The 16,792-nt window shown below is 65.0% G+C and carries 12 protein-coding genes; 1 reads left to right on the forward strand and 11 read right to left on the reverse strand.

Translation table 11 applies throughout. The features are described 5' to 3' along the window. Positions 1–43: 43 nt before the first annotated feature. The 10 genes from ACOGI7_RS16220 to ACOGI7_RS16265 all read right to left on the reverse strand — a co-directional run bounded on the left by ACOGI7_RS16220 (position 44) and on the right by ACOGI7_RS16265 (position 14,508). Positions 44–1,195 carry a PP2C family protein-serine/threonine phosphatase gene (locus ACOGI7_RS16220; RefSeq protein ID WP_419849776.1) on the reverse strand — a complete coding sequence of 384 codons (1,152 nt, stop codon included), beginning with the start codon at positions 1,193–1,195 and terminating at the stop codon, positions 44–46. Positions 1,196–1,199: 4 nt separating this feature from the next. Then, the gene (locus tag ACOGI7_RS16225; protein WP_419849777.1) at positions 1,200–1,529 is read right to left on the reverse strand and encodes an STAS domain-containing protein; all 330 of its coding nucleotides are present in this window, start codon (positions 1,527–1,529) and stop codon (positions 1,200–1,202) included. Between the two features lie 133 nt (positions 1,530–1,662). Continuing rightward, the gene (locus tag ACOGI7_RS16230) at positions 1,663–2,841 is read right to left on the reverse strand and encodes a lipid-transfer protein (protein WP_419849778.1); all 1,179 of its coding nucleotides are present in this window, start codon (positions 2,839–2,841) and stop codon (positions 1,663–1,665) included. Between the two features lie 9 nt (positions 2,842–2,850). Further along, the gene (locus tag ACOGI7_RS16235; RefSeq protein ID WP_419849779.1) at positions 2,851–4,257 is read right to left on the reverse strand and encodes an FAS1-like dehydratase domain-containing protein; all 1,407 of its coding nucleotides are present in this window, start codon (positions 4,255–4,257) and stop codon (positions 2,851–2,853) included. Between the two features lie 28 nt (positions 4,258–4,285). Then, positions 4,286–5,086 carry a bifunctional DNA-formamidopyrimidine glycosylase/DNA-(apurinic or apyrimidinic site) lyase gene (mutM, locus tag ACOGI7_RS16240; RefSeq protein WP_419849780.1) on the reverse strand — a complete coding sequence of 267 codons (801 nt, stop codon included), beginning with the start codon at positions 5,084–5,086 and terminating at the stop codon, positions 4,286–4,288. A 4-nt stretch (positions 5,087–5,090) separates the two neighbouring features. Continuing rightward, positions 5,091–5,894, reverse strand: coding sequence for a nucleotidyltransferase family protein (locus tag ACOGI7_RS16245; protein ID WP_419849781.1), 804 nt, complete (start codon positions 5,892–5,894; stop codon positions 5,091–5,093). A gap of 12 nt (positions 5,895–5,906) precedes the next feature. Beyond that, on the reverse strand, positions 5,907–9,257 hold the full coding sequence (locus tag ACOGI7_RS16250) for a UvrD-helicase domain-containing protein (RefSeq protein ID WP_419849782.1): 3,351 nt from the start codon (positions 9,255–9,257) through the stop codon (positions 5,907–5,909). 2 nt (positions 9,258–9,259) lie between these two features. Then, entirely contained in the window at positions 9,260–12,424 is a 3,165-nt protein-coding gene (locus ACOGI7_RS16255; RefSeq protein ID WP_419849783.1) for a PD-(D/E)XK nuclease family protein, read from the reverse strand. Between the two features lie 83 nt (positions 12,425–12,507). Beyond that, positions 12,508–13,113: a class I SAM-dependent methyltransferase gene (locus ACOGI7_RS16260; RefSeq protein ID WP_419849784.1), complete on the reverse strand. Its 606-nt coding sequence runs from the start codon at positions 13,111–13,113 to the stop codon at positions 12,508–12,510. A gap of 96 nt (positions 13,114–13,209) precedes the next feature. Further along, a complete protein-coding gene (locus ACOGI7_RS16265) occupies positions 13,210–14,508 on the reverse strand; it encodes an ATP-binding protein (protein ID WP_419849785.1) in 1,299 nt (432 codons plus the stop codon). 176 nt (positions 14,509–14,684) lie between these two features. Between ACOGI7_RS16265 and ACOGI7_RS16270 the strand changes: the two genes are divergently transcribed. Continuing rightward, positions 14,685–15,884, forward strand: a complete 1,200-nt coding sequence (locus ACOGI7_RS16270; protein ID WP_419849786.1) for a phosphotransferase family protein — start codon at positions 14,685–14,687, stop codon at positions 15,882–15,884. On the opposite strand, the gene ACOGI7_RS16275 is transcribed toward ACOGI7_RS16270, so the two are convergent. Next, positions 15,881–16,792, reverse strand: coding sequence for a RecB family exonuclease (locus tag ACOGI7_RS16275; RefSeq protein WP_419849787.1), 912 nt, complete (start codon positions 16,790–16,792; stop codon positions 15,881–15,883). The genes ACOGI7_RS16270 and ACOGI7_RS16275 overlap by 4 nt on opposite strands.

Here is a 16,792-nt window from a genome sequence, read left to right on the forward strand (position 1 = left end):
CAGCGGCCCCTCGGGGCGGGCTGCGAGCGAGCGGTGGCAGACATCAAGGGCGTCTCAGGGAGAGGCAGGTGATGTCATCGGACTGTGGGGCATCGCCGGCAAAATTCCGCACGTGTTCGAAGACTGCCTCATTGGCTGCTGTTGCGCTTTCGGGCGGGTTGCCCTCGAACACCTCTGCCAATCGATCCATCCCGAACTGCTGGTTGTCTGCGTTCATGGCCTCGGTCACGCCATCGGTGTACAACACGACGGTGTCGCCCGGGTTCAAGGTGACCGACTCCTGGGTGTAGACGACATCGGCGGCGATGCCCACCGCGATTCCCTTGGTGAGCGGCAACTCGGTGACTGTGCCCTCGGCGCTCACCAACAGCGGAGGGTCGTGGCCGGCGATGGAGTAGGTGAGTGATCCGGTGTCCGGGTTGAACAGGGCGTAGATCAGCGTGACGAACATGAAGGTCGGGTTGTCTTGCTGGAGTTGGTTGTTGACCTCGGTCAGCACCTTCTCTGGCTCGCGAACGCCGATGGCCGCCCCCTTGAGCGCGGTCCGGCTGGACATCATGAACATCGAGGCGGGAATGCCCTTGTCGGACACGTCGGCCACCACGAGGCCGATCTGGCCGTCGAGCTTGAAGTAGTCGTAGAAGTCGCCCCCCACGTTGCGGGCCGGCTCCATGTTGGCCGAGACCTCGCACCCTTCAGTCACCGGGGGAATATTGGGCAGTATGGACTGCTGGAGTTGGCTGGCGATGCTCAGCTCGTTCTGAAGGGCCACGAGCTGGTCGCGCGACGACAAGGCCTCCCGCCATTCGGCCAAATGCTCCAGTGTGCGACTAATGGTGATCTTCAGGTCGTCGAAGTCGATGGGCTTGGTGACGAAGTCGAATGCTCCCCGGTTCATGGCGGTGCGGATGTTGTCCATGTCGCCGTAGGCGGAGACGATTACCGCTCGGAGGTTGGGATCGACGTCGGGGAGCTGTTGGAGCAGGGTCAGGCCGTCCATCTTGGGCATGTTGATGTCGGACAGGACCATGTCGATGGTCGGGTCGGCGTTGAGCTTTTCCAACGCATCCAACCCGTCTTGGGCGAATACGAACTCGTATTCATTGGAGCGGATTTGCCGCCGCATCCGCTGCAAGATCAGGGGCTCAAGATCCGGTTCGTCGTCGACGACCAGGATCTTGTAGGTGTCGGTCAAGGGTTTACCCCTGTTTTGCGTCTTCTACCGATGGAAAAACGTTGATGATCTGATCGAAGCCGCTGATGCGGAACACATCGCCTACCGCTTCGGTCAATGAGCAGATGCTGAAGGACTTGTTCTGCTTGTCGAGATTCTGGGCAGCCATCAGGAGCACACGGAGGCCCGCGCTGCTGATGTACTCAAGGCCACCGAGGTCCAGGATGATCCGCTGGTCGCCAGGATCGAACATACCTTGCAGGGACTCCAGAAAATCCGACGCATTGGATCCGTCTACCCGGCCTGAAGCATTGACGACCAGTGTGTCGCCCGAGCGGTCGTGGCTGAATTCCATAGTTGGGCCTCTCTCGTTGGGTCCTGTCTTGGATCATTCTGTCAGCCGGGATCATACACATTCCAATGGGCTGAGGGGCAGGGAGAAGCCAATCGAAGTACACGCCACGCTGAATGCTCGGCGGTTCGAGGAGTCAGCGAGGCTGCGAGAGGATGAGCGCACTGGTGGGGACCGCAGTTCCCGCGGTAGCCAGCACATTTTCCACGTTGTCGATCTGGTTGACCGAGGTGCCCCGAATCTGGCGCACGCCTTCGGCAATGCCGTTGAGGCCGTGGATATAGGCCTCTCCGAGCTGGCCCCCGTTGGTGTTGATGGGTAGGCGGCCATCGCGTTCGAGGTGGCCGTCGCGGATGAAGTCCTTGGCCTCGCCTCGGTCGCAGAAGCCGAACTCCTCGAGCTGGGGCAGCACCAGCGGGGTGAAGTGGTCGTAGATGATGGCGGTTTGGATGTCGTCGGCCGACAGGCCGCTCGACTGGTAGAGCTGGCGGGCGCACAGTTCCATCTCGGGGATGCCGGTGATGGTGTCGCGGTAGTAGCTCCTCATCATGTGCTGGTCTTCGGCGGCGCCCTGGGCGGCTGAGGCGATCACCGCCGGCTTCTGCTTCAGGTCTTTGGCCCGCTCCGCCGTGGTCACCAGCAGGGCCTGCGCGCCGTCGGTCTCCTGGCAGCAGTCCAGCAGGCGCAGCGGCTCCACGATCCAGCGGCTGTTCTGGTGGTCTTCCAGGGTGATGGGCCGCTGGAAGAAGTGGGCATAGGGGTTGGTGGCCGCGAAGGCCCGATCCACCACCGACACCCGGCCGAAGTCCTCGGTGGTGGCCCCGTACTCGTGCATGTAGCGGGTGGCGAACATGGCCACCCACGAGGCTGGCGTGACCAGCCCGAACGGCGAGCTCCACGAGAAGCTCACCTCAGATGCCTCGGCGCCGGCGGGCCGGTCTTGCACCCCGGCCCCGAAGCGGTGCCAGGAGCGCTCGTTGAAGGCGCGGTAGCACAGCACGTAGTCGGCCGCCCCGGAGTAGATAGCCTGGCAGGCCACCGCGATCACTCCGCAGGCCGCACCGCCGCCGTGGTGGACCATGGAGAAGTGGGTTAGCTCTTCGATACCCAGATTGCGGGCCACCTCGATCTCGGGGTTCTGCTCGGCTGAGTAGGTCACCATCCCGTTGACCTTTTCGGGGGGAAGACCGGCGTCCTCACAAGCGGCCAGGCAGGCCTCCACCGCCTGGTCCATGGGGGTGCGGCCCGAGTCTTTGGTGAACGGGGTGGCGCCGATGCCGGCGATGGCGGAGTGGTAGGCGTATTTCAAGGTCATGGTGCTCTCCTACTTCCGGGCCAGGGCCAGCTCGATGGTTCCGGTCACGTGCGGTCCCCGGCTGTTCTGTCCTCGGAACGACACTTCGACGATGTCCTCGCCATCGGACTCTCGCTTGGCGGTGACCGAGCCCGACATGGTCATGCAGTCGTAGGGGTAGTTGGGGGCGCCGAGGCGGATCTTCAGGTTCTTGAACACGGCGTCGGGGCCGGCCCAGTCGCTGATGTAGCGGGCCGAGAGGCCGCTGGAGGTCAAGATGTTCATGAAGATGTCCTCAGACCCCTTCTTGATGGCCATGTCCCGGTCGTGGTGAACATCTTGGTAGTCGCGCGATGCGATGGCGGTAGAAACGATCAGGGTGGGAGTGAGGGGAATCGGGCACAGCGGGAGCTCGTCGCCCACGCTCACCTCGTCGAAGGCGAGCGTGGATGGGTTGCGCGGAGCTCGGGCGGGCCGGAATACCGGCAGGCTCACATCCTCGTGGGTCTGCATGTGCCAGGCCTGAAGCGGCATGCCCACCTTGAGCTGATCGGCGTCGCAGTCGGTGATGTTGGTGACGAGGCGGACGCCCTCTTCCAGCTCCACCAGCCCGATGTTCAGCGGGTAGTCGAAGGAGGGCACCCGGGGGTGGTGGGACACCACGTAGGAGTACAGGGTGCCCTTGCCCGAAGCTGTGATGTAGCCCATGTCGGTGGACCCGCAGGCGGGGCAGCGGGTGCCGGGCGGGTGCTGGAGGTACCCGCAATTGAGGCACTTTTGGATGCGCAGCTCCCCGACCCGGCTGCCCTGCCAGAAGAAATCGGTGTCCTGGTTGCGGCTGGGGCGGGGGCGGGGCGGACGCTCGCCGGTGTTGGCGTCGCCCCCGTCGCTGGCGGTGCGGCCGATTCCGGGCCGGAACTTGAGGATGCGGAAGAACATGGAGCCGACGTGGTCGCCGTGCTGGTCGTGGTACTCGGTTTCGGTGGTCACGAAGTGGCCGATGCCCAGCGCGGTCTGCTTCTCGTCGGAGACATCCACCAGCTTGACGACGCCGGTGAGGTGGTCGCCGAGCTTGAGATAGCGGTGGTAGACGTGCTCGGAGTTGGTGGCCACCACACCGACATAGCCGGCTTCGTCCAGCTTGGCGTACACGCCGGAAGCGGGGTCTTGGGGATCGTTGACCCGGGGGATGTTGCCCGGCATGGTCCAGGCGTTGAGCATGGCGGGAGGGGCGACGATGTCGCCGTGGGGGCCCTGGGTCGCCGCATCAGGATCGGTGTAGAGGGGGTTGGCGTCCTCCATGGCATCGCACCAGTGGCGGATCATGGGCTGGTTGACCGGGTCGCGAGCGGTTGTCGGGGTTCCGGTGCTCCCGACCTCTCGACGCAGCTTGGCGACGAACGCTTCCTTCTGCCCGTCGGTCATCTCATCGCTCATTCGCATCCCTCCCTGGCCGGGGTTGACGCTAGCGCGGCTGGCATTCAGGGCAGAAAGTGAGGGTGCGGGCGTCGTAGACGCGATGCTGAAGAGGCGTCTCGCACCGCAGGCAGGGTTGGCCTGACCGGCCGTAGCAGGCCAGCGCATTCTGATGGCGCCCCTCGCCGCCGTCGGCGTTGCGATAGTCCCGCAGTGTGGTGCCGCCGTTGGCCAGCCCGGCCTTCAGTACCTCCAGGAGGGCGGCGTGGAGGCTGGTGGCGGCCGACCGGCTGATCCGACGTTTGGCCGGGTGGATTCCGGCTATCCACAGCGCCTCTGTTCCGTAGATGTTGCCGACACCGGCCACCGGCTTCTGGCTGAGGAGCTGGGTCGGGATTCGGCGGCGGCTGTTGCGCAGCGCCTGATAGAAGCCCTCCGCGGTGAAGTCGGGGCTGAGGGCGTCGGGGCCTTGGGCGGCCAGCGTTGGGATGGTGTCGTAGTGTCCGGCGGGTATGCAACGGAGGCGGCCAAAGCGGCGGACGTCCCGGTAGGCCAAAAATTCGTCGCCGTCGAGTTGCCACCAGGCCCGGATGTAGGGGTCATCGGGAACTTCGGGAGTGAGCGCCAGCGAGCCGGTCATGCCCAGATGGATGATGAGCTCTCGGCCATCGTCCAGACTGGTGATCAGGTACTTGCCCTTGCGGCTCAGCGCTTGGATCGTGGTGCCGATTGCGTCTTTGGCCGGGGTGAATTTCTCTGACCAGTGGGAGTGCGCATCCTGGATGCGGCGGCCATGCAGCCGAGGTGCGAGTTGGCGGCGGATCGTCTCGACTTCAGGGAGTTCGGGCATTTCTCTAGCGGGATTTGAGGGCCGCTTGTGCCACTTTGAGGTCATCGGGGTTGGTGACGCCGATCCAGGTCTCCTCAGTGGTTACGACCTTGACGGTGAGTGCGCCCCTTTCCATTTCTGTGGCCACGGCGTGGGGGAGAAGGTATTCGGCGGTGGGACTGTCGCGGTGTTCTTCGAGGAAGCGTTCATACCCGTCTCCGAGGGCGTCGAAGAACGTAGGAGAGAAGGCCCATAGGTTCATGGAGACGATGGTGTCTTCAGGGAGATGATTATCGGCTCGGGAGATGCCCTCCCGTTCCACAATCCCGGTGAGACGGTCACCGTCCACCTGACAGACGCCTCGGGTCACCGCGCCTTCCGCGGGAAGGGTGTGGTCGAGGCGGTAGCCGCACAGCCCGGCCTCGTCGTCGGCCATCCCGTGGATGGCGTGGGCGAGGGCGTCGTACGCGGTAGGGCCGTAGTAGTCGTCGGCGTTGCACACCATGAACGGCCCGGCCACCGCCTCGGCCGCCGACAGCACTGCGTGGGCGGTGCCCCACGGCTTGGGCCGGGTCGGACCGTGCTCGTCTTGGCACACATAGGCCACGTCGAGATCGCCGGGCAGCCCGCCGCGAGCCTCGAAGTGCCGTTGGACATCGGCCTCAATGTCGCTGCGCACAATGAGCACAACCCGATCAGCGCCCGCCGCAGCGGCGTCGGCGATGGCGAAGTCCAAGAATGCCTCGCCGTTGGGCCCCACCTGGGCAAGCTGCTTGGTACCGCCGAATCGCGACCCCAGCCCCGCAGCCATCACCACCAACGTGAACATCGCCCTCCAACCTTACGCCGCCGCCTCGGCCAGCCTTCGGAGGACCTCTTGCTGGGCGTCGGCAAGTTCATCGCTGCTGATGGTCTCCTCTTTCGCTTGCTGGCCGGCCCGGGCGAACACCAGCACGCAGCGGGCCACCTCTTCTCCCACTGCCTGCTCCACCGCCAGGGAGTAGGCGGCCAACTGATACTGGTAACGGTCGATCTTGGCTTCAAGCGCATCTACATCTTCGTCGGGGAGGTAGTCGGTCTTGTAGTCCACCACCACTAGGCCATCTGGAGTCCGGTACAGCAGGTCGATATAGCCCTCGACCACGGTGCCTTCCACTGGGGCGGCCACGAACAGCTCCTTCCAGTGCTCGGTGGTGGCTGCCTCTCGCACGGTGTGGGACTCCAATGCGGACTTGGCCAGGGCGTGAACAGTGCTTCGGGCCTCGGAAACACCCTCGGCTTCGGCTTGGGCCTCAGCCACCGGGCCGAGACGGTCGGGGCTGGCGTCCAAGTCCACGGTTTGCAGCACACCGTGAACGGCGCTGCCCACCTTCGTGCCGTATCGGCCCTTGCGCCATGGCGACCGCTGGTCGTCGCCGTCGCTGGGCCCGTCCTTGGCCAGTCCTGGGAGATCGTAAGCCTCCGAGTCGGCAGCCTCTGCTGGGCTGGCGATAGCTGAGGCGCTCATGACCAGTGGCCGCAGGGCGGCTGCCAACGCGGCATCCCGTCTGCTGCGCCAGTCATCCACCGGCTGGTGGATGCCATCGGCTCCGGCTTCTGGGAGCAAAGCCACGGGTTGCCACTCTGCCTCCGGCAAGTTGGTGGTGTTGGCCGCCACCAACTCAGCCATGGATGCTTCTGAGTTGTTCTCATCACCGTCTAGGTCATCCGACTCAGGCCGGTGAGCGGACACGATCAGGTGATCCTTGGCCCGAGTGAGGGCAACGTACAGCAGGCGCACCTTCTCCGCGCCGTCCATCTGGTCTTCTTGCTCCTGATGCTCGGCGAAGACCTGAGTCCGTAGGACGTTGTTGAAGCGCACGCCGAAGCCGCCGTCTCGGGGCCACACAAGGTTGGAGGTCATAGGGCGTGACTTGGTGTGGGTGCCCGAAAGGATGACTATGGGGAACTCGCGGCCTTTGGAGGCGTGGACGGTGGTGATGCGGACGGCGTCGTCGTCGGTCTCCGACAAGATCACGTCGGTTTCCCGGGCCCGCTCGTCGATCTTGCGCTCCACCCAGGAGATAAACTCCCTCAGACCGCGACCTCCAGCCTCCTCAAACTGCCGGGCTTGGTCGATCACAAGATGCAGGCTGCGCCACACATCGCGAGCCCGGTGGTGGCCGAAGCAAGCTGATTCCATGAGCCGCCGTTCTCGCACGATGCGCTCGAGCACCTCGCTGGGACTCGACCAACGCACTTGGCGGTGCTGCTCAGCCAGCCAGTCCATCGCCTTACCCACTGAGTGGTCGGCGAGCAGTGGCTCAGGCCGTGGGGCCTGGTAGTTCCATCGGCCCTGGTGGACAACCTTGAAGGTATACAGGTCGTCGTCGCCGCAGCCGAAGGCCGGGGATCGCAGGGCGTTGACAAGGGCCACCTCGTCGGTGGGATCGGCCAGCGCTCGGACGGTCGCCATCACCTCCCGGATCGCTTGGCTGGCCCAAATGAGCGATCCGGCTTCGATCCGGTACGGGATGCCATGCCGTTGGAGCGTGGGTTCCAGTTGGGGCAGCGATGTGCGCGACGGGAGGAGAATGCAGATGTCTTGTAGCCGGGCCGAGCGCCAGAGTTCTTCGCCGCTCTCACTTCTGCCATCGCCCACCGACCAGCCTTGGCCGACGGCGGTCAGAATGGCCTGGGCCACCTCGTCGGCTTCGATTTCTCGCAACGTGGCCATGCTGGTCGCCTTGGGATGCTCGGTGTTCAGCACCGCCACCGGTGGACCATGCGGCGGAGAGCCTCGAACAGCGTCGAGGGCCTGATAGTGGGGTTGGACATGCTCAGCGTGCTCGGCGGGCGGGGCCATGAAGCCCTCGAACACGCCATTTATCCAGGTGAGTAGGGGCTCGGCGGACCGGAAATTACGGGTCAGCGACTTCCGTGTGACGGTGGATGCGTTCCCGGCTTCGGTGAACAGCGCGATGTCGGCCCGGCGGAACCGGTAGATGGACTGCTTGGGATCGCCCACGTAGAACAGTCGGCCAGGACTGTCCCTCAAGTGGGTCCAGCTTGAGGTGTCCTCTGGGGGTGTGGCAATGAGCTTGGCCAGATCGATCTGAAGGGGATCGGTGTCTTGGAATTCGTCCAGCAGCAGCCTCTGGTAGCGAACGGCCAGCGCGGCCCGGACTCCGTTGCCGTGCTGAGGGTGACGGAGCAGGTTCCTGGTAATCACCAGCAGGTCGTGGAACTCCAGCACCCCCCGGCGTCGGCGGTCGTCGGCGGCCTCCAAAGTGAATTGGGCCAGCGCCAGGGCCAGCCGTTCGATGACCGCGCTGGCGATCTGCTGCTTGGCCTCATCGACGACTGCTTCGAGTTCTCCCACCTGGCCGCGCACCTCATCGAGCGGGTGGTCGTCGGGCCAGTTGCCCCTCCGGCCAAGTCTGCCGACCCGGAAGCTGGGCGGCTTGGTTGCGAACAAGACGTGGGTGGTCTCCTCGTTGTCGTCGAGGGCCGCAGCCAATCGACTCGCCCATTGCCCGATCTCATCGAGCCGCAGACGCATCTTGTCGTCGTCATCGAGGCAGTGGTGGGCGAGGTCAGCCGCGGCTTGAAGCTGGCGGCATACGTCGCTGACGTCGGGCAGGGTTACCGGGCCAATCGCCGGGGACTCGGCGCCCATCCGCTCTTGCACCAAATCCCAGTTGTCGTCGAGCGTTTGGGCGAGGCCCCGAAGGTGCCCGATGTTGATGCCCATTGTCTGGGCCAGGCTCAGCGCCTGCTTTTGGTCGGCACTGTAAAGCAGGCGGGTGCGGGTCTCCTCCCAGCGGTCTTGGAAGGCGTCGAGGGGGCTGACTTCAATGCGAGGAGGCAGTTCAGCCTCGATGGCGTGCTGCGACAGAATGCGGAGCGCGAAGCCGTGAAGGGTGGTGATGGCCGCCCCGTCCAGTTGGTCGAGGGCCTCGGGGTGACGTTTGGACTCAGCCAGCTTTAGGCGCAGGCGGTTCTTCAACTCATCGGCCGCCTTCTCCGTGAAGGTGATGGCTGCGATGTTTTCCATGGCCACCCCAGCATGAAGCAGGGCCAGCACCCGGTCGACCAAGGCGGTGGTCTTGCCCGATCCGGCCCCGGCCTCCACGAAGAGGGTCGCGTCCAAGTCGGTTTCGATGGCCTTGCGGTCGGCTTTGTCGCGGATGGTGCGCCCGGAAACAAGCATGGTCAGCGGGCCTCGCTATCCGGTGGCGGCTCGGCCAGGTTGCGGTAGCTGGCGAGCGCTGCTTGGTCCTGCTTCCGCTCCCAGGCACGGCGTTGGTCCTCGGTACCGAGCCGGTCGGCGTTGCAGTAATCGCAGCGCTGGCTGAAGGGACCGCCGGTCGAGTCTGGATCAGGCCGGTCGCAGAACACCCCGGCCTCGATGCCATCGACGATGGCGGCCACGACCTCACCAAAGCGGTCCAACACTCGCTCGTCCAGGGAGTATCCGCAGGTCTGGAAGCCACCGGTGTCGGTGACAAACCAGTACTGGGCTTTCACCGGTGTGCCAGGTTGACCATTGTGGGCTCGGGCGGCCAGCCCGTACACCGGGAGTTGGAGCCGGGTACCCCGCTGGACGGGATCCCAGTCGTCGCGGTGATCTCGACTCTCGTCCAGCCTCCGGTATTGGTTGGCCCTGCCGGTCTTGTAGTCGGTGACCAGCAGGCCCTGGTTGTGGATGCGGTCTACTCGGTCGGCTTGGCCCGTGAATCGGATCTGCTGGCCGCCGGGTAATTCGACCGGAATGGCCTCCAGGTCGCTCCCACGGATTCCAAAACCCTGCTCGGTGGCGATGGGGGTGGCGTGGAGCTCTTGGCGCTGCTGGTCGTCCTCGTCCAAGAAGCGGTTCAGGTCGGCCATGATCCGGTTTCTTTGGTGTTCCCAGTACACCGGTGCGCCCGTGAGCCCCTTCGATTCCGCTTCGTCGCAGAGTTCTCGGCCGATGTCTTCGAGCTGGAGTCGTTGCTGCTCGCTCCATTGCCCGCTGGGAGGCGGTATCGCATCAGCGGCGATCTGGGCCTTCATGAACTTCTCGAGTGCCTCGTGGATGAGCGAGCCCTTCTCCAACGCCGAGATTTCCAGCAGTTCCTCGGGCTGTTCGGCGGTTTGCACCCGCAGGACGTATCGGAATAGGTAGCGCATCGGGCAGTCGGCCCATGTCTCCAGGCTGGTGGGCGACCGGGAATCGGGAGCCAACTCGGATGTGTCAAGGCCGGCCAGGTTGCCGTCGAAGCGGGTGAACAGGGTTGAAGATCGCGCCTTGACCAACGCGGCGCCTCGGGCCAGTACGAGGTCGTCAACCGGTGACGAGTGGTCGGATTGGGCCAGGACTTGCAGGCGGAACTCCTGATCAGTGGCCGGGAAGTCGGCGTTCGCCACCCTTCCCGAGAATGAGGCGATGTGCTCGAACCAGGCGGCAGACTCGTGGCTGCTGAGGCTCTCCAGGCTGGTGCTGTCCACGGCTTGGCCTGTCAAGGCCGAAGCGGTATCCAACAGCCAACGTGACGGGTGCTGTTCGGAGGCGCGTCGTGTGTCGCCCCGGGCGTAGACCAACGTGGCAGTTTCTGCTGAGGCCAGCGCGCACAAGAGGTGGCGGTGCTGTTCGTCCAGCCGGTCGGAGAGCAGGGTTAGATCGTCGCCGACCGCTTTGCGCTCCCTGTCTGGTAGCAGCGGGTCGTCGAGGGGGCTGTGGGGGAAGGTGCCCTCGGCCAGGCCGACCAGGATGACCCGATCCAGCTCCATTCCCAGCGAGTCGCCAATCCGCCCAGTGAGCACGCCATGGCCCACCCGGCCGATCCGCCCAGTGGGGTTACTCAATTCCGATGTCAGGGTGTGGCGGAAGGTGTCGGGTCGGGGATGGTGCTCGATTTTGTCCAGCTTGGCCAGCCGGCTGAGGATGCCGTCGATCTGCCCGGCAGCTTCTCGTTCACGATCAGGCCAACTCTGGCGGACCTGGTCATCGCCCAAGTAGTCGTGGATCAGTCCGCTGATCCACTGGTGCCACTGGGTCCAGGTGGCGGGCCTGGGATCGGGGGAGAGGCGGTTTACCAACTCGGCCATGAATTGGGCCAGTGAGTCGGCGTGATCGGCCTCTCGGGAGAGCCGCTCAGCCCGGAATCCGGCTTCGTCCGGGTCTCGCTCTGCCTTTGCTGCTTCCTCCCGCAGACGGGCAGCGTGCCGAGCCAGTCGAAGGGTCCACTGGTCGGCGCCTCGGGCCACGCCGGCTTGGCGCGATATCCGCTCCCAGGCCATCACCGGGGCTGGTTCATCGCCACCGGGTACGACAGGAGCCGCGGTCCACAGCAGGGTGAACACCTCGTCCCGGCGGAAGTAGCGGCTCTCCAGATTCAACAGCGCAAGGAGTCCCCGACCCATCAGCGAATCGGCCAGCGTGATTCCGCTGGGGCCGTTGAAGGGAATGTGAGCCGCGTGGAGGTGGCTTTGAAGTTGGCGGATGACCGGCGACCCGCCGCCGCAGAGCACTGCGATCCGGCTGAGGGGAATGCCGTCTCGGGCCGCATTGACCACCTCTCGGACGGCAACCCGAATCTCCTCGTCAGCGCTGGCTGTACTGATGATCCGGTGACCGTGGGGTGGGCTGGTCTCGGCGATGGCGTCCACGGCTCCCCCCATGCGAACAACGGACTCCAGCACCGCGTGATCGACGTTGTTGTCTCTGGTGAGTCCGACCACTGTCGTAACCGGTGTCACCTGAGCCAGGCTCGAGACGAGGCGACCTTGGGAGCGGGTGACTCGCTGGGGCAGGTGGACGATGACGGGGCCGAACTCGTCGAGGATTTTGCTGATCGAACCCGAGCGCAGTTCTTCGATGGCCAGCTCATTCAGGTCTTGGCCGTCGTACCACCGCCCTTTTAGCTTGTCTCGGACTTGGCCGCAGATGCGGACGACATCGGCAGCCCGGTTGCTCTGGGCGGCCAGCACGCTGAGCTGGTCATCGGACAGCTCGCGCAAGTCTCGGTACGACCGCACGAGGGCTTGCTCGGTGGCCGGGTGACGGGCTGAGGCCCGGAACAGGCCGGGGTCAGCGTTCAGCACCATCCGCACGTTGGCGCTGAGAACGGGTTCGGATAGCGGCCTGCGGCGGTGCTCATCGGCCATCTGTCTCCCCGCCAGGCGTTCCGCCAGGTCGAAGAGCTTGAGGAAATTCACCGCAGCAATCCCCCGGCCCGTGGCCCCCAACGCCCGTCGGGTTGCCAGCCCGGCAATATTGGTGGGCACCACCACCGTGACCGGCGCCAGCGGGTCGCCGTCCTTGAACGCGGCGATCTGCTCACCCAACCGCTCAGTGGCAGCCGGCCCATACGGGGTGCAGATCACCTCAATGCTCATGGGTCAGATGGTAGAGATCGGCGGTGACACTTGTAGACGACTGTGGGTGGAGGAGTGCGGTTGTTGGATCTCGCGGGTGCCGGTCAGATGGCTTCGGCGTACACGGCGTAGAGGGGGTCGCCGGGGATTTCCGGGGGGATACAGCGCCGGGTCACTGGCTTTCCCCATCCCTCGGCGGCTTCGAAATAGCGACGCACGATTTCTAGGTGTCCGGCGTCGTCGGCGTAGAGCCAGCCTCGGATGGCTTTGGTGGGGAAGCACCGGTTGGAGAACGTGACCACGAACAGGCCGCCGGGGCGCAGCACGCGGGCCACTTCGGTGAACACCTCGATTGGCTGGGTCAGGTAGTCAAGCGAGACACAGCAGGTGGCGGCGTCGAAGGAGTTGTCGTCGAAGGGGAGCCGTGGGGTGTCGTTGAGGTCGTGAATGAGCCAGTCGTGGGCCTGGGGGTTGGCGGCCAGCTCGACCTCGTTCATTCCGAGGGCCACCAGCCGATCTGGGGGGTTGATGAAGTGCGAGATCCACGACGACATCAGATCGAGCACCTCTCCGGTGAGCCCCAACTCCTGGTACAGGGCGCCGACCGCAGCGATGGCTCGGTCGTCAATGTGGGTGACCAAACGGGGTGGTGAGTAGAAGAAGCGGTCAGGGCTGGGATCAGCCCGATCAAAGAAGCCCGGTGGGAACACGAGGTGCTGAGCGTAGACGCATAATGCGCGGCAGGCAGCGGAGAGGATTAGCCCGGTCGAAAGCCGCCGTGATGAGGCTTCACGCGCTAGGAGGACTCAGGGGCCGAGTAGGGCTGCGGGGATGACGGCGATGCCGTCGTTGCGGCGGTAGGCGGATGGTCCGGTGGTGATGATGGCCGCATCGAGGAGGTCACCGCCGATCTCGTCGCACAGCCAGTTGAGGTGGCGGACGTCTTTGCTGCTCACCGTTCGGGAGAGCTTGGTCTCTATGGCGACGATCCGGTCGTCGGGACGGGCGACGATGAAGTCGATTTCCCGGGTGTTCCCCTGCTTGCGGAAATGGCTTACAGAAGCCTCTGAGGCTTGGGCGTATACCCGGAGGTTGAGGGCCATGAGCGACTCGAACAGATGGCCGAGCAGCGAGCCGTCGCGGGCCATGGGCGGCCCCGCGGTTTGCCCGTCGACAAGGGCGTCGGCGCTGATGCCCAACAGTGCGACCGCCAGCGCGGGATCGGCCAGTTGGTGCTTTGGCCCGCTGGTCAACTTGGCCAGGCGATTTCGGGTGGGCAGCCAGGCTGGAACCGGGTCCAGCACCCAAAGCCGCTCAAGCGTGTCGTTGTACGGGGCCGTGGATTGCCGGCTGGGTTTGTCGCCCTGCCCGCTGGTGGCGGCATCGCGGATGACCTCGTAGGAGGCGGTGGTGGAGGAGGCTGCGGCATAGGCGGTCATCCATCGCTTGAGGGCCCCTGGATTGCGTATTGATCGCCCAGCATCGGCGAAATCAGTGTCGATGATTCGGCTCACGTAGCCGTTGAGGGCGGCTCGGGTGCCTCGGCGAGACGCGTGCGGCATGCCGGGGAACCCTCCGGTGGTGATTGCTTCCACGTAGTCATCGAGCCCGGCTTCGGTGTTCCCGCCAATCTCGGGAAGCGAGCCGGTAAGCAGCGACGAAAGGCTTACCGTCGGGGCCTGGAAAACCGGATTCCACCACCGCTCGACGAGGGACATGGGACGCATCCGCACGCTGACGATGCGTCCCGCCCCGGAATGGGTGGGGCGAGTGGAAGGCGACGCCGACCCGGTGAGAATGAACCGGCCCGGGCGACCATCGGCATCGACGGCGCGTCGAACCACATCCCATGAGGGGGGATAGAGCTGCCACTCGTCGATCACCGTCAGGCCCTGTGAGTCGGTCAGACGTTGTGGATCGGCGGCGAGCGCTTCGAGCGCGCCGGGGTCGTCTAGCTTGAAGACCGTGTTGGCCCTCTGAAGCGCGGTGGTGGTCTTTCCCACGCCTCGGGGCCCATCCAGGCTGACGGCGCTCAGGTCGGCCAGCAGCTCGCCGAGTTCTGTGTCGACAATTCTCATCGAGTAGTCATTTGGGTTCTGGGTCATGGTTCTTCTTGGTGGATATGGTGGTCTGTCCGATTTCTATATTACAAGATATCGACTATCTATAGTACAAAACCTCCACTAAATATGTGACAAGATCTCCGATTGTTATCGAGACAGGGGCGGGCTAGATGGGCGTGGGCGAGGCGGCCTGAGGCGGAGGGGTTTAGCCTGGTTGGGTGAGCGGGTTGGCACCCGAGCTGTTGGCGTGGTTGGAAGAGTGCTGCGGCCAAGGGGTAGCTGATGCCGTACGTATTCCGGGGGGCGCATCCCGCCAGGCGTGGGTGGTGACGCTGGATGACGGGGGACGGCGGTTCTTGCGGATGGATGCGGGAAGCTCGGCGCTCTCCGCGGTGGGCTACGACCTGGCTCGAGAGGCTCGGGCTTATCAGTGGCTGAGCGACAAGCCGGTGAGGGTGGCCGGATTCTGCGGTGTCAGCGCAGATGGGCGGGCGCTGCTGTTGGACTTCGTGGAAGGGTCGCCGGGTCCGCTGGACGACCCTGTTTTGGCCAAGGACTTCATGGAGCAGGTCAATGCCCTTCATGCTCTTGAGCCGCCGGATGATCTGATCCTGGACGATCTGGCGGTGTGGACCCGGCTCTACCGGGAGCACTGCCCTGAGCCCGATCCGCTCATAGAACTGGGCCTGCGACAGCTGGCTGAGACCGCGCCCGGACCGCCGGAGCGGGCGGTGCTGGTTCACGGTGATCTGGGGCCGGGCAACGTGCTGCACGACGGCCGTCGGGTCACTGGCATGTGTGATTGGGAGCTGGCCCATGTGGGCGATCCCATGGAGGATCTGGCCTGGATCACGGTGCGGGCCATGCTCACCCCGTTTGTGGATATCGCAACCGCCTTCGGGTGGTACGACGGCCCGGTGGATGCCGAGCGGGTGCGCTACTGGCAGTTGGCCTGCCAGGTTCGCAACCTCATCGGCCTTGGGGTGACCGGGGCGGCCGGCGGGGATATGGGCATGGGCATGCTGTTCTCCACCCTCCACCGCCGGGTGACCGCGGAGCTACTGTGTGAGATCCTCGGGGTGGCGGTGGAGCCGGTCGAGGTGCCCGAGCCGTCCGACACTGGGACCAGCGCGGTCTACGCCGCGGTTCTGGACGACCTGCGCACGGTGGTCACTCCCGCGTTGGAGGGATATGCCGCGGCCCGGGCCAAATCCGTGGCGAGGCTGGTGCGGTACTTGGACATGGTGGACCGCATTGGCTCAATGCTGGCCGACCAAGACCGAATCGACCGGGACCGCTTCGACATGGGTGACGACGGCGAGGCCGCCCACTACTGGGCCCGCGCCACCCAGCGTAAGGAAGCGCTCATGCGGCCAGCGATGGGCCGACTTGCTGGAACGCGGTTGGCTCGGCTCTAGTCGCCGGCCTTTTCGGCTTGGGCGATCCGCTCAAGGGCGGGGGCATCGGACCGCAGCTTGCCGATCTTTTCTCGGTGGAGCACCTCTTCGGTTCCCTCGGGGCACTGGGCCACGAAGGGGCACCAGCCGCACAGCGGGCCGGCGGAGGCGTCGAACTCCAAGGAGATGCAGCTCTCCATGATGGCCAGCCAGGTGGTCCGCAGCTCGTCGACCGCCTCGGCAAGGCTGTCGTCGGTGATCTCCACCTCCACCACCTTCTGGCCGAGATACAGCAACTGGGCCTTGGCCGGTCTGCGACCCTCCAGCTCAGTCAGCGCCGCGGCGTAGAGCAGCATCTGGGTGGCGTAGTTGGATGAGAACCGCTCGGAGGGGGCCTTGCCCGACTTGTAGTCGGTGACCACCAAACCCTCCTGGGTTTCATCAACCCTGTCGATGATGCCTCGGAACGGGACCCCGTTGATCTCGACCCTCACATCCTGCTCGGTGGAGGCGACACTCACCTCGCGGGGGTCTTCCAGGTCCCAGAGCCCCTCGATGGCCTTCCAGCCGTTGATGCGGAAGTCCAAGCCGCCCCGCTTATCCAACTCCAGGCCCTGATAGTCCCGGCTGTTCTCCATCCTGGGCCAGAGTTCGCGGGCCAGTTCTTTGGCCCGGTCTACCGTGCGGTTCTCCTCCGGCTCTTGCATCAGCTTCTCCAGCACCATGTGGGCGAAGGTGCCGGTGACCGCAGGCTCGCCGGGTGGGTCGGGCAGGCGGTCGACGTAGCGGAACTTCCAGCGCCGGGCGCACTCCCGATAGGACGATGCACTGGAGGGGGACAGGTGCTTGGGGACGTAGCGCTCCGGGATCTCCATGAGCTTGTCGCTGGTGGTCTCCTCGGCCTGTTCGGCGGGCTCGGTCATGGTCAT

This window comes from Candidatus Poriferisocius sp. (assembly GCF_965204145.1).
GTDB lineage: Bacteria > Actinomycetota > Acidimicrobiia > Acidimicrobiales > Bin134 > Poriferisocius.